At 64.9% G+C, this 13,007-nt stretch carries 11 protein-coding genes; 3 read left to right on the forward strand and 8 right to left on the reverse strand.

Annotation, left to right across the window (positions count from 1 at the left end):
* Positions 1 to 148: 148 nt before the first annotated feature.
* From mobB to U1F38_RS00105, 4 genes are all read right to left on the reverse strand, one after another.
* Positions 149 to 685 carry a molybdopterin-guanine dinucleotide biosynthesis protein B gene (gene mobB / locus U1F38_RS00090; RefSeq protein ID WP_409985016.1) on the reverse strand — a complete coding sequence of 179 codons (537 nt, stop codon included), beginning with the start codon at positions 683 to 685 and terminating at the stop codon, positions 149 to 151.
* Positions 686 to 755: 70 nt separating this feature from the next.
* Positions 756 to 2,183, reverse strand: coding sequence for a threonine synthase (thrC, locus tag U1F38_RS00095; protein ID WP_409985017.1), 1,428 nt, complete (start codon positions 2,181 to 2,183; stop codon positions 756 to 758).
* Between the two features lie 38 nt (positions 2,184 to 2,221).
* Entirely contained in the window at positions 2,222 to 3,547 is a 1,326-nt protein-coding gene (locus U1F38_RS00100; protein WP_409985018.1) for a homoserine dehydrogenase, read from the reverse strand.
* A gap of 42 nt (positions 3,548 to 3,589) precedes the next feature.
* On the reverse strand, positions 3,590 to 4,864 hold the full coding sequence (locus U1F38_RS00105; protein WP_409985019.1) for a pyridoxal phosphate-dependent aminotransferase: 1,275 nt from the start codon (positions 4,862 to 4,864) through the stop codon (positions 3,590 to 3,592).
* Positions 4,865 to 4,943: 79 nt separating this feature from the next.
* On the opposite strand from U1F38_RS00105, the gene U1F38_RS00110 reads away from it, so the two are divergent.
* The 3 genes from U1F38_RS00110 (at position 4,944) to U1F38_RS00120 (ending at position 7,739) form a co-directional block, all read left to right on the forward strand.
* Positions 4,944 to 5,339, forward strand: coding sequence for an Mth938-like domain-containing protein (locus U1F38_RS00110; RefSeq protein WP_409985020.1), 396 nt, complete (start codon positions 4,944 to 4,946; stop codon positions 5,337 to 5,339).
* A gap of 128 nt (positions 5,340 to 5,467) precedes the next feature.
* Positions 5,468 to 5,944 (forward strand): peroxiredoxin, encoded by a 477-nt coding sequence (locus U1F38_RS00115; protein ID WP_409985021.1) that lies wholly within the window; start codon positions 5,468 to 5,470, stop codon positions 5,942 to 5,944.
* A 148-nt stretch (positions 5,945 to 6,092) separates the two neighbouring features.
* On the forward strand, positions 6,093 to 7,739 hold the full coding sequence (locus U1F38_RS00120) for a PhoH family protein (protein ID WP_409985022.1): 1,647 nt from the start codon (positions 6,093 to 6,095) through the stop codon (positions 7,737 to 7,739).
* Positions 7,740 to 7,781: 42 nt separating this feature from the next.
* Here the strand turns inward: U1F38_RS00120 and U1F38_RS00125 are convergent, their stop codons facing one another.
* The 4 genes from U1F38_RS00125 to U1F38_RS00140 all read right to left on the reverse strand — a co-directional run bounded on the left by U1F38_RS00125 (position 7,782) and on the right by U1F38_RS00140 (position 12,738).
* Positions 7,782 to 8,480, reverse strand: a complete 699-nt coding sequence (locus tag U1F38_RS00125; RefSeq protein ID WP_409985023.1) for an ABC transporter ATP-binding protein — start codon at positions 8,478 to 8,480, stop codon at positions 7,782 to 7,784.
* On the reverse strand, positions 8,477 to 10,306 hold the full coding sequence (locus U1F38_RS00130; protein WP_409985024.1) for an ABC transporter permease subunit: 1,830 nt from the start codon (positions 10,304 to 10,306) through the stop codon (positions 8,477 to 8,479). The genes U1F38_RS00125 and U1F38_RS00130 overlap by 4 nt, the downstream gene beginning before the upstream one ends.
* A gap of 18 nt (positions 10,307 to 10,324) precedes the next feature.
* The gene (locus U1F38_RS00135) at positions 10,325 to 11,200 is read right to left on the reverse strand and encodes a branched-chain amino acid ABC transporter permease (RefSeq protein WP_409985025.1); all 876 of its coding nucleotides are present in this window, start codon (positions 11,198 to 11,200) and stop codon (positions 10,325 to 10,327) included.
* A gap of 173 nt (positions 11,201 to 11,373) precedes the next feature.
* Entirely contained in the window at positions 11,374 to 12,738 is a 1,365-nt protein-coding gene (locus tag U1F38_RS00140) for a substrate-binding protein (RefSeq protein ID WP_409985026.1), read from the reverse strand.
* Positions 12,739 to 13,007: the final 269 nt, after the last annotated feature.

Here is a 13,007-nt window from a genome sequence, read left to right on the forward strand (position 1 = left end):
TGGTGGTGCGGCGATGCGCCAGGCCGCCCGGGCGGCACCGGCAAGACGCGCATCTTAATGGATGGCGCAGGCGCCGCCATGGGGCAGCGCCGATCCGCAGCTCGGGTGGAGGAGCGAAAACCCAACGGCCGCGGCGGACCCCGAACCGCTATGCCCCGTAGCGCTCGGCCACGTATTCAAAGCGCGCGCCCTGCTCCAGCAACCAGTCGGCCACGGCGCTGGGGCGATTCAGGTCGAGCACGACGCGCCGGGTGGGCTCGGGCAGGCGGGAGGCGTCGTCGGTGGCGATGGCGACGACGAACTCGTCATCCGGGTACAGCGCGGGGTGCCCCGTCTCGGCACGCCAGACCTCGATCTTGTGCAGGTCGCTGCCCCGAAAGCCTTCGATCAGCAGCCAGTCCACATCGGCGTGCAGCTCGGCGATCAGCTGATGCACCGTCAGCTCGGTGTCGCGCTCGAACTCGCGCATCAAGGCCAGGCGGTGGCGCGAGGCAATCAGCACCTCGAAGGCGCCGGCCTTGCGGTGGCGATAGCTGTCCTTGCCCGGACGGTCGATGTCGAAGCGGTGGTGCGCATGCTTGAGCACCGAAACCCGCAAGCCGCGCGCCTTGAACAGCGCGATCACCTGCTCGATCAGTGTTGTCTTGCCCGCGCCGGAAAACCCGGCAAAGCCTGCCACTTTCATCGTCGCCGATTCCGCTTGCTATCCTATCAAGAGCTGCTTGCGCTTGTCCTGCAAGCGCTGACGCCAGATTTCATTCACATTCCTGGGCGATCAGGCGCTTGACCTGCGCGGTGTCCGCCGGCATCACCCGCACGCGGCGGGGCAGCTGCTCGATCCCGTCAAACGCGGGGGGCCGCTCGGGCGGTTGGCCCAGCGCCTCTTCGATGGTGGCGGCAAACTTGATCGGCAGCGCGGTCTCCAGCGCGATCATGGGCACGCCGGCTTGCAGGTGCTCGCGTGCCACCTTCACCGCGTCGGCGGTGTGGGGGTCGATGGTCACGCCCTGCCCGGCATGCACGGCGCGGATGGTCGCCACGCGGTCGGCGTGCGTGCTCTTGCCGCTCTCGAAACCGTAGCGCTCGCGCGCCTGCCTGAACGCCGCATCGCCGCTCAGGTCGAAGCGGCCGTGTTGGCGCAGCGCATCGTCGAACAGCGCGCGGGTCGCGGCGCCGTCGCGCCCCAGCAGGTCGAACACAAAGCGTTCGAAGTTGCTGGCCTTGCTGATGTCCATGCTGGGGCTGCTGGTCTCGTGCGTGTCGGCGCTCGCGCGCACGCGGTAGATGCCGGTGCGGAAGAACTCGTCGAGCACGTCGTTCTCGTTGGTGGCCACCACCAGCCGCCCGATCGGCAGCCCCATCATGCGCGCCACGTGCCCGGCGCAGACGTTGCCGAAGTTGCCACTGGGCACGGTGAAGTCGACGCGCTCATCGTTGGAGCGCGTTGCGCTGAAGTAGCCGGCAAAGTAGTACACCACCTGCGCCAGGAGGCGCGCCCAGTTGATCGAGTTGACGGTGCCGATGCGGTACTTGCGCTTGAATTCCAGGTCGTTGCTCACGGCCTTGACGATGTCCTGGCAGTCGTCGAACACGCCCTCGATGGCGATGTTGTGGATGTTGGCGTCCTGCACGCTGAACATCTGCGCCTGCTGAAATGCGCTCATGCGCCCATGTGGGCTGAGCATGAACACGCGGATGCCCTGCTTGCCGCGCATCGCGTACTCGGCCGCGCTGCCGGTGTCACCGCTGGTGGCGCCCAGGATGTTGAGCGTTTCGCCGCGCCGCGCCAGCTCGTACTCGAACAGGTGGCCCAGCAGTTGCATGGCCATGTCCTTGAAGGCCAGCGTGGGGCCGTTGGACAGCGCCTCCAGGAACAGGCCCGGCTCCAGGGGCTTGAGCGGCACGATGGCCGCCGTGCCGAACACCTGGGCGGTGTAGGTCTTCTCGCAGATCGCCTTCAGGTCAGCGGCGGGGATGTCGTCGATGTAGAGGCTGAGGATCTCGAAGGCCAGCGCGGCATAGCCTTGGCTTGCATGCACGCGGCGCAGGCGCTGCAATTCGGATGCGGTGATCTGCGGATAGTGCGCCGGCAGGTACAGCCCGCCATCGGGCGCCAGGCCTTCCAGCAGGATGTCGCAAAAACGGCGTGATGCGCCTTCACCGCGCGTGGACAGGTATCTCATGGGGTCGGTCGAGACAGGGGCGCACGCGGCGCCACCATTCAGTTCAGTTCTTCCTTGCGAATGCGCACGATCGGCGCCAGCACGCTGGGCAGCGCCTGCAGCTGCGCCAGCGCGGCGTTCATGTCGCCCTCGCGCGCCTCGTGGGTGAGGATGATCAGGTCGGTCTGCGTGCTGCCCTCGCCACCCACCTCGTCGGCCTCGCGCTGCAAGAGCGCGTCGATGCTGATGCCCGCGTCGGCCAGGGTGGTGGCCACGCGCGCCAGCACGCCGGCCTCGTCGGCCACGCGCAGGCGCAGGTAGTAGCTGGTGACGACCTCCTCCATCGGCAGCACGCTCACGTCGCGTACCGCGCCGGGCTGGAAGGCCAGGTGCGGCACGCGGTGCTGCGGGTCGCTGGTGGCCAGGCGCGCCACGTCCACCAGGTCGGCAATCACGGCGCTGGCCGTGGGCTCGCTGCCGGCGCCCTTGCCGTAGTACAGCGTGGTGCCCACAGCGTCGCCATGCACCACCACGGCGTTCATGGCGCCCTCGACGTTGGCGATCAGGCGCTTGGCCGGCACCAGCGTGGGGTGCACGCGCAGCTCCACGCCCAGGCCCTCGCGCCGCTTGGTAAAGCCCAGCAGCTTGATGCGGTAGCCCAGCTGCTCGGCGTACTTGATGTCGGTGGCGGCCAACTGGGTGATGCCTTCGACGTAGGCCTTGTCGAACTGCACCGGAATGCCGAAGGCGATGGCGCTCATCAGCGTGGCCTTGTGCGCCGCATCCACGCCTTCGATGTCGAAGGTGGGGTCGGCCTCGGCATAGCCCAAGGCCTGCGCGTCCTCGAGGGCGGCGGCAAAGTCCAGGCCCTTGTCGCGCATCTCCGAGAGGATGAAGTTGGTGGTGCCGTTGATGATGCCCGCGATCCACTGGATGCGGTTGGCCGTCAGGCCCTCGCGCAGGGCCTTGATGATGGGGATGCCGCCGGCCACAGCGGCCTCGAACGCGACGATCACGCCCTTGTCGGCGGCGGCCTGGAAAATCTCGGTGCCATGCACGGCCAGTAGCGCCTTGTTGGCCGTCACCACGTGCTTGCCGGCGGCAATGGCCTCCAGCACCAGGGTCTTGGCGATGCCGTAGCCGCCGATCAGCTCGACCACGACCTCGATGTCGGGATTGGCGATGACCGCGCGTGCGTCGCCGACCACCTGCGCCCGATCACTCACCAGCGCCTTGGCGCGCGCGGTGTCGAGGTCGGCCACCATGGTGATCTCGATGCCGCGACCGGCGCGGCGGCGGATTTCTTCTTGGTTGCGCTGCAGCACGGCAAACGTGCCGCCACCGACAGTACCGATGCCGAGCAGGCCGACTTGAATGGCTTTCATGATTCCGGTTTTATGATTGAATAGTGTTCCAGCGCCTGTCAATCAAGCGCGAGCGGCTTCTTTTTTTGTAGCAATGTTGAGCACGCTGGCCGTCTTGGCATGGCGCTGGCGGTACTGCTCCAAGAACTTCGCCAACCGACCGATCGCCTCGCGCAGGTCCGACTTGTGTGGCAGAAACACGATGCGAAAGTGCTGGTTGTCCGGGTAGTTGAAGCCCGAGCCCTGCACCAGCATCACGCGCGTGGCGCGCAGCACCTCCATGAAGAACTGGCGGTCGTCCTCGATCGGGTACAGCGCCGGATCGAGCCGCGGAAACATGTACAGCGCCGCCTGCGGCTTGACGCAGCTGATGCCCGGAATCTGCGTGATCAGCTCGTAGGCCAGGTCGCGCTGAATGCGCAGGCGCCCGTGCTCGCCCACCAGGTCCTTGATGCTCTGGTAGCCGCCCAGCGCCGTCTGGATGGCCCACTGACCCGGCACGTTGGAGCCCAGCTTGAGGTTGGCCAGCATGTTCAGCCCCTCGATGTAGTCGCGCGCCGCCGCCTTGTCGCCCGACACCACCATCCAGCCCGCGCGGTAGCCGCAGGAGCGATACGCCTTGGACAGCGAATTGAAGGTGAGAGTCAGCACGTCGGTGGACAGCGAGGCCATCGCCGTGTGCGTCACGCCGTCGTACAGCACCTTGTCGTACACCTCGTCCACCAGCAACACCAGGCCGTGCTCGCGTGCCAGCTGCACGATGGCCTTGAGCGTCTCATCGCTGTAGAGTGCCCCCGTGGGGTTGTTGGGGTTGATGACGACGATGCCGCGCGTGCGCGGCGTGATCTTGGCGCGCATGTCGGCCAGATCGGGCATCCAGCCGTCTTCCTCGCGGCACATGTAGTGCACCGGCTTGCCGCCGGCCAGGCTGGTCACCGCCGTCCACAGCGGGTAATCGGGCGAAGGCACCAGCAACTCGTCGCCCTCGTTCAGCAGGGCGTTGGTGGCCATCTGGATCAGCTCGCTGGCGCCGTTGCCCAGGTAGATGTCATCCAGCGTCACGCCCTCGATGCCCTGCTGCTGGGTGTAGTGCATCACCGCCTTGCGCGCGGCAAAGATGCCTTTGCTGTCGGAATAGCCGGCCGAGTCGGGCAGGTTGCGGATCATGTCCTGCATCACCTCCTCGGGCGGATCGAAGCCGAACGGCGCCATGTTGCCGATGTTCAGCTTGATGATCTTCTGGCCCTCGTCCTCCATCTGCCGCGCGGCGTCGACGATGGGCCCGCGCACGTCGTACAGCACGTTGGCCAGCTTGCTGGATTTGGTGATCGTCTTCATGGGCAGACCTCGGACAGGCAGCGCGATGCGCCGGCAAAACGTAGAATTTGACCACATCCGGCGCACGAGCGGCCTTTGCATGAAATTTCAGTCCGATCTCTTTGAAACCGCCATCACCGGCTACGGCCCAGGCTGGGTGAGCGTGCGCGGGCAGCGCGTCGAGCACAGCGTGCTTTTGCACAGCAGCGGCGAGCGCAGCCCCTGGCCGTGCGGGCGTTTCGAGGACCTTGGCAGTGCCCATTTCGAGCCCCTGGCCGCCGCGGGCCCCGAATTGGTCATTTTCGGCAGCGGCGCACGGCTGCGTTTTCCGCAAGCCGCCTGGATTCGCCCCCTGATCGAAGCGGGCATCGGCATCGAAACCATGGACACCGCCGCTGCCTGCCGCACCTACAACATCCTGGCCGGCGAAGGCCGCCGCGTCATCGCGGCCCTGCTGCTGGAGGCCGGCGTCGATGTGCCGGATCGGTTAAAATAAACCTTTCGGCACCTGTTGCCCGTGACTTCCAATTGACTGCGCGCGGCGGCACACCGCGGCTGCAGCATGGGTGCGCACGGATGGGTTGCTCGTCCTCAGCCAAAAATAGTCCGGAGATTCAGATTCCCATGGCGATTGTTGTCAACAAACCCCTGCCCGAATTCGAAGCAAACGCCACCGGTGGCATCAAGGTCACCAACACCTCGCACACCGGACAGGCCCTCATCCTTTATTTTTACCCCAAGGACAACACGCCCGGTTGCACCACCGAGGCCATGCAGTTTCGGGACAAATACAAGGACTTCGTCAAGGCCGGCGCCATCGTGTTTGGCGTGAGCCGCGACAACATGAAGTCGCACGACGACTTCAAGGCCAAGCTGGAGCTGCCCTTCGAGCTGATCGCCGACACCGAAGAAAAAATGTGCCACATGTTCGGCGTGGTCAAGAACAAGATCATGTACGGCAAGAAGGTCAAGGGCATCGAGCGCAGCACCTTCCTGGTCAACGCCGAGGGCGTCCTGGTGCAGGAGTGGCGCGGCCTGAAGGTGCCCGGCCACGTCGAAGAAGTTCTGAAGGCGGTCAAAATCCTCAAGAAGGCCGCCTGATTCGGCTCGGTTTTCGTTTGCCGCTCATGCATAATGGGCCGAGATGAAGAAGCCCAGTCACCGCTTTGACCTCACGACCAAAGCCGCCCGGTTTTTCCCGGCGGCTTTTTTTTGACCCTGTCGGTTCGTTGAACCCGTCTGGAATTTCATGCCCCTGCCGCCCCCACCCGCCAAGCGTGGCACCCGCCTGTCCACCGACGTCATCGAGCTGGCCGCCCACCGGCCCGTGACCGCCCAAGCGCCCGCACGCAAGCCCTCCGAGCCGGCAACACCGGCCCTCATGCGCCCGGTGCCGACCGTCGTGGCCCGCGCTCCTGCACAGGCGCGGGAAGCCCCGCCTGCCGCGCCCGGCACACCGGCGCGCGCCGCCAAGGCGCGTAGCTCCAGCAAAGCGCGTGCAACGGGAATGTCGCGCCTGTTCGTGCTGGACACCAACGTCCTGCTGCACGACCCGACGGCCTTGTTCCGCTTTGAAGAGCACGACATCTTTCTGCCCATGGTGGTGCTCGAGGAACTGGACGCCCACAAGAAGGGCATGACCGAAGTTGCCCGCAACGGCCGCCAGACCAGCCGCCTGCTGGATGCGCTGGCCGGCGTCAAGGGAGCCGACATGGCCCAGGGCCTGCTCCTCGACGCCACGGGCAACGTCGACGCCCGCGGCAAGCTGCACTTTCAGACCGGCCCGCTGGAGGCCGACGTGCTGGCTTCGCTGCCGCAGAGCAAGGCCGACAACCAGATCCTGACGGTGGTGGCGGCGCTGAAAAAGCAGCAGGCGCCACGCGAAGTGGTGCTGGTGTCCAAGGACATCAACATGCGCGTCAAGGCGCGCGCGCTGGGACTGGCCGCCGAGGACTACCAGAACGACAAGACGCTGGACGACGGCGACCTGCTGTACTCCGGCACCCTGCAGTTGCCGCCCGACTTCTGGACGCGCCAGAGCAAGACGGTGGAGAGCTGGCAAAGCGGCAGCGCCACCTACTACCGCATCAGCGGGCCCATCGTGCCCAGCTTGCAGATCAACCAGTTCGTCTTCTTCGAGTCGCCCGGCGAGCCCAGCCTGTACGCCCGCGTGACCGAGATCCAGGGCAAGACCGCCGTGCTGCGCACGCTCAAGGACTTCACGCACCTGAAGAACGGCGTGTGGGGCGTCACCGCGCGCAACCGCGAGCAGAACTTTGCCCTCAACCTGCTGATGGATCCGGAGATCGACTTCGTCACCCTGGCCGGCACGGCCGGCACGGGCAAGACCCTGCTGGCCCTGGCCTCGGGTCTGACCCAGGTGCTGGACGACCGCCGCTACACCGAGATCATCATGACCCGCGCCACCGTCAGCGTGGGCGAGGACATCGGCTTTCTGCCCGGCACCGAGGAAGAAAAAATGGGCCCCTGGATGGGCGCGCTGGACGACAACCTCGAGTTCCTGGCCAAGGGCGACGGCGGCAACGCCGGTGAATGGGGGCGTGCGGCCACCAACGAACTGATCCGCAGCCGCATCAAGATCAAGAGCATGAACTTCATGCGCGGGCGCACCTTCATGAACAAGTGGATCATCATCGACGAGGCGCAGAACCTGACGCCCAAGCAGATGAAGACCCTGATCACGCGCGCCGGCCCCGGTACCAAGATCATCTGCATGGGCAACCTGGCGCAGATCGACACGCCCTACCTGACCGAAGGCTCATCGGGCATGACCTTTGCCGTGGACCGCTTCAAGGGCTGGGGCCACGGCGGCCACGTCACGCTGGCGCGCGGCGAGCGCTCGCGCCTGGCGGATTTCGCCAGCGAAGTGTTGTGACGCCACGGGCATGGCGCTGCCGCACCGTGCCCGCTCCAACCATCAAACCGACAGGTAGCGCTGCAGCAGCTCGGGTTGCTTCTTGAGCTCGGCCGCCGGTCCCTCGTGCACGATGTGGCCGTTGTTGAGGATATACACGCGCGTGGCCAGCGCCAGCGTGGCGGCGATGTTCTGCTCGATCAGGACAATGGTCTGCCCCGACCGGGCCAGTTCGCGACACACGCGCACCAGGTTCTGCACGATCACCGGCGCCAGGCCTTCGAAAGGCTCATCCAGCAGGATGATCTTGGGGTCGCGCACCAGCGCGCGGGCGATCGCCAGCATCTGCTGCTCGCCGCCCGACAGGTCGGTGCCGCGGCTGGTGCGGCGCTCCTTCAGGCGCGGAAAAATCTCGTAGATGCGCTCCAGCGGCCACTTGGCGGGCGCGGTCAGGCCGGCCAGGACGATGTTTTCCTCGACGTTCAGGCTGCCGAAGATGCGCCGCTCCTCGTGCACCAGCTGCATGCCCACGCGGGCGATCTCGTGCGCCTTCTTGCCGGCCAGCTCCTGTCCGTCGAGCTTGACGCTGCCCTGGCGCGGCGTGACCACGCCCATCAGGCTCTTGAAGGTGGTGGACTTGCCGGCGCCGTTGCGCCCCAGCAGGGCCACCACTTCGTTCTTCTCGACGCGCATGGCGACATCGAACAGGATGTGGCTGTCGCCGTAGTAGCTGTTCAGGCCATTGACTTCAAGCAGGCTCATGCCACTTCCTCCATCACGCCGCCGAGATAAGCCTCTTGAACCTGGGCGTTGCTCTTGATTTCATCCGGCGTGCCTTCGACCAACAGGCGTCCTTCCTGCAGCACCGTCACCTTGCTGACCAACTCGAACAGCGAATCCATGTCGTGGTCGATGATGACCAGCGTGCGACCTTGTGCGATGGATTTGAGCAAGGCCACCGTCTCGACGCGTTCCTCCGCACTCATGCCGGCCAGTGGTTCATCGAGCAACAGCAGGCTGGGAGTCGTGGCCAATGCCAGGCCGATTTCAAGCCGGCGTTTTTCACCATAGGCCAGTTCGGAGACATGCGTATCCAAGCGTCCCGTCAGGTGCACCAGCGCCGCTGTGCCGGCAACGTGCGCATCCAGCTTGCGCACCTTGTGCAGGTTCTTGAACAGGTCGAGCTTGAATTTGCCGCGCAGTTCGCCGAGCGCGGCGATTTCGAGGTTCTGGCGTACCGTGAGCTTCTCGAACAACTGGTTGATCTGGTAGCTCTTGGTCAGGCCCTGCTGGCAGGCGTCGATCACGCCCATGCCGGTGATGTCGCGGCCATCGAACACGATCTTGCCGCTGGTGGGCTGCACCTCGCAGGTCAGCATCTTGAAGAAGGTGCTCTTGCCGGCACCGTTCGGACCGATGATGCCGCGAATCTCGCCATGATCGACGCTGAAGTCGATGTCGCTGTTGGCCAGCAGGCCGCCGTAGCGCTTGGTCAGCCCGGTCACCTGCAGGATCGGGCCTTCGTGCGTCCGCGTGCTCTTGCGTGCCACCTGCATCTCGGCCGTTTCGGCACCGCGCGCCGGGGTGGGCGCAGGGGCAACGGCCACCTTGGCCGGCTTGGGCCGGATCAGTTGCCACAGGTCGATGATGCCGCCCGCCAGGCCGCGGCGCAGGAACACCACCAAGAGCACGAACACCACACCCAGGATCAGCTTCCAGGTGGCGCCCAATTTCAGGGTGACCTGGAAAAAGTCGCTCAGATAAAGCCACACGGCGGCGCCCAGCAGCGGACCGAACAGCGTCCCGGCTCCGCCAATGGCCGTCTGCATGACGATCTCACCCGACGTGGCGAACATGAAGGCGTCGGGTGGCATGAAACCCTGCATCATGCCCAGCAGCCCGCCGGCAAAGCCAGCGTACATGGCCGCGACGACGAACACCGCCAGCTTGTACTTCCGGATGTCGTGCCCCAGCGCCTCCGCCCGCAACGGATTCTCGCGCACCGCACGCAGCACCAACCCAAAGGGCGAACGCACGATGCGCAAGGCCAGCGCCAGCGCGACAAAGTACCAGAAGGCGAAGAACGCGTACATCGCCAGGTTGCTGTCGAACTCGAGTGTGGTGAAGCCCAGGCTCACGCTGGGCGAAGGCACACCAGCCAGGCCGTTCTCGCCGCCGGTGAAGTCGGACAGCGGGTTGAACTCGAGGTAGAAGAACACCTCGGCGATGGCCACGGTGATCATGGCGAAGTAAATGCCGGTGCGCCGCAGCGCCACCAGGCCCACCAGGTAGCCCAGCACGCCGGCGGCGACGGTGCCGATCAGCAGCGCGAGCAGCGTGTTCTGCATCGACGTCTGCGTCAGCAGGTAGGCAGCGAACATGCCGCCCGAGCCGAAGAAGGCCGACTGGCCAAACGACAACAGCCCGGTGTAGCCGAACAGCAGATCGAAGCCGATGCCGACCATGCCCCAGATCAGGATCCGGTTGATGGTGGTCGGCGTGAAACCCAGGTGCGGCAGGATGAACGGCGCCGCGATCAAGGCCAGAAGCGTCAGCGCCTCTGCAAGATATGGAAATGGTCTGCGCATCAAAAATCCACCCTGTTCTTATTCGCGACCCACCGCGCCCAGCAGCCCGCGGGGACGGAACATCAGCACCAGCGTCATCACCACAAACAGCACGACGTAGGAATACGCGGGGTTGATCATCGAGGTCAGGCTGATCAACTCGCCGGCAATCAAGCCACCCAGCACCGCGCCGGGGAACGAGCCGACACCGCCGATCACCACCACGACGAAGGTCTGCACCAGGATCGCTTCGCCCACGTCAGGCGCCAGTGACACCACCGGTGCATTCACGATGCCGGCAAAGCCCGCGGCCATGGCACCGATGCCGAACACCAGCATGAACACGCGGTAGACGTTGATGCCCAGCGAATCGACCATCACCGCGTCCTCGATGCCGGCGCGCACGATCATGCCGATGCGCGTGCGGTAGAGCACGAAGTAGAGCGCCAGCAAGGCCACAGTGACGATGGCCAGCAGGCCGATGCGGTAGGTCGGATAGACCATGAAGCCCAGGTTCGTGATGCCCATCAACGGCCCCGGTGGCGGCACCGCCTTCGACAGGCTGCCGAAGGCAAAGCGCACCAGCTCCACCATGACGATGCTCAGGCCGAACGTCACCAGCAATTGGTCTTCCGGCGGACGAGAGTAAAAGTGGCGGATGATGACGCGTTCGATCACGATCCCGACGACCATCACGAACAGCGCGCCACAGATCACGGCAACGATGAAGGAATTGGTGTAGGTAAACGCCATCCAGCCGGCGTAGCCACCCAGCATGAACATCGCGCCATGTGCGAGGTTGAGCACGCCCAGCGTGCCGTAGATGATCGTCAGGCCAGAGGAAATCAGCGCCAACAGGGCGCCGAGCACCAGCCCGTTGAACAGTTGTGAAATGAAGTTGGCCCAATTAAGCACGCGCGACCGCCCTGATGCTGGTTGGTGAAATGAATGTCATGCAAGCGCCGCATGTGACGCCGCGATCGACCCGACAGCGATCGATCGCGCGCAACTTCGCTGCCCGACATGACGGTCAGAAACCGCCAGGCCCATCGCCCGCACTGGTGCGGACGATGAAATCCGGCTGAAGGTCAGGTGTAGCTGCCGAGCTTGCAGCCGAAGGCCGTGGGCGACTGGATCACGTCTTCGCCCTTCTGCGTGTCGACCACCGTCCAGAAGTCCTCGGGGTTCTTCATGTCCTTCTTGGCCTTGCCGCGAACGACGAACACCGGGCGCACGCACTGGTGATCCTCGGGCCGGTAATAGACGTCGCCAAACAGCGACGGCATCTTCTCGCCCTTCTCCCACTGCTTGATGACATCGGGCGGATAAAAGCTCCCCGCTTCGGTCACCATCCGCGCCCAGTGCGCAAAACTGACGTAGGCATTTTCAGCCCCCCACTCCGGGGCGTAGCCGTACTTCTTGCGGAAGGCGTCGACGAACTCCTTGGCCATCGGATACTTGTCTTCAAGTTCCCACCAGAATTCGGTGGCAGCAAACACGCCTTCGCTGATGTCGACCCCGGCTTCCTTGGCGAAGAACGGGATCTGGTAGGGCAGCACCAGGGTCATCTTGGGCAACAGGCCGAACTGCTTGGCCTGCTGGCTCGACAGCACGGCGTCGCGACCCCAGTTGACGTTCATCAGAAACTCGGCGCCCGAGTTGGCGATGTTGGTCAGGTACTGGCTGAAATCCTGCGTGCCCAGCGGCGAGACCTGGTTGGTCACCGTCGTCCAGCCGCCTTTTTCCTTCAGATATTTCTCGGTCGACGCCGTCGTCGTGTGGCCGTAGGTGTAGTCCGGCGTCATGAACGCCATCTTGCGATTCTTGCCAAAGGTCTTGACCAGGATCGGGCCGATGGAATTGGCCGCCATCTCGCCGAAATATCCCTGGCGGAAGCCGTAGCGCACGCAGTCCTTGCCGGTGGTGTCGTTCGAGCCCGAGATGCCGGGCATGTACATGAGTTTTTCGCGATCGCAGAACTTGTTCAGCGCCACCGCCACGGCCGACGAGGTCGAGCCGGTGGCCAGGATGATCTTGTTCTGGTTGATGAAGGTCTGGATCGATTGCACCGCCTGGTTGGGCTTGGCCGCCGAGTCGGCCGAGACCAGCGCCACCTTCTTGCCGAGCACGCCCTTGCTGATCTTGGGCGCGATCTTCTTCATCAAGGGGTGGTCCGTGTTCATGTGCTCCACAGCCAGCTCCCAGCCCTTGAGCTCGTCGGCGCCCTGCACCGCATAGGTGCCGGTCAGCGGCACGGCCGCGCCGATGTACACCGTGTCGCCCTGCGAGCCGGCAGGCCAGGTACCCATGGCGGGCTTGTCGGCGGCAAATGCCCATTGCACGCCGCCCACGCTGGCGAGAACCGAGGCGCCGGCAACCTGCGCGCCGCGCTGCAGCGCACCGCGGCGCGAAACGATGGATCGGGAATCTTGTTCGGACTCGGACTTGGACATATCGACAGTCTCCTTTCGTGGCTTGTTCAATCGGTTTCCGGGCGCCGGCGCAATCGCCGCGCTGCCCGGACGCCTGGCTGCCCAGAAAAGAGCCTCTCTTGAATTTTGAGTGGGCGGAATCGAGGGTGTTTTGGTTGCTGGCCGGGGTCAAGGGCAGGCGAAGCCCGGCGCAGCGAACCCTTGACGCTGGCCAGCAACCGGTACGCTGTCGTCTTGGCCGATGCGGCACGTTGACGCATCGGCCATGACAAACAGGGAGCGATTCGCAT

Source organism: Ottowia sp. (assembly GCF_046348305.1).
Lineage (GTDB): Bacteria > Pseudomonadota > Gammaproteobacteria > Burkholderiales > Burkholderiaceae_C > Ottowia.

What these genes read in the sequence shown, in the direction of transcription:
- U1F38_RS00130 (WP_409985024.1), bottom strand. Translation starts at nt 10,306, where the DNA reads ATGCGCAGACCATTTCCATATCTTGCAGAGGCGCTGACGCTTCTGGCC.
- U1F38_RS00110 (WP_409985020.1), top strand. Translation starts at nt 4,944, where the DNA reads ATGAAATTTCAGTCCGATCTCTTTGAAACCGCCATCACCGGCTACGGC.
- U1F38_RS00120 (WP_409985022.1), top strand. Translation starts at nt 6,093, where the DNA reads ATGCCCCTGCCGCCCCCACCCGCCAAGCGTGGCACCCGCCTGTCCACC.
- U1F38_RS00100 (WP_409985018.1), bottom strand. Translation starts at nt 3,547, where the DNA reads ATGAAAGCCATTCAAGTCGGCCTGCTCGGCATCGGTACTGTCGGTGGC.
- thrC (WP_409985017.1), bottom strand. Translation starts at nt 2,183, where the DNA reads ATGAGATACCTGTCCACGCGCGGTGAAGGCGCATCACGCCGTTTTTGC.
- U1F38_RS00115 (WP_409985021.1), top strand. Translation starts at nt 5,468, where the DNA reads ATGGCGATTGTTGTCAACAAACCCCTGCCCGAATTCGAAGCAAACGCC.
- U1F38_RS00105 (WP_409985019.1), bottom strand. Translation starts at nt 4,864, where the DNA reads ATGAAGACGATCACCAAATCCAGCAAGCTGGCCAACGTGCTGTACGAC.
- U1F38_RS00140 (WP_409985026.1), bottom strand. Translation starts at nt 12,738, where the DNA reads ATGTCCAAGTCCGAGTCCGAACAAGATTCCCGATCCATCGTTTCGCGC.
- U1F38_RS00125 (WP_409985023.1), bottom strand. Translation starts at nt 8,480, where the DNA reads ATGAGCCTGCTTGAAGTCAATGGCCTGAACAGCTACTACGGCGACAGC.
- mobB (WP_409985016.1), bottom strand. Translation starts at nt 685, where the DNA reads ATGAAAGTGGCAGGCTTTGCCGGGTTTTCCGGCGCGGGCAAGACAACA.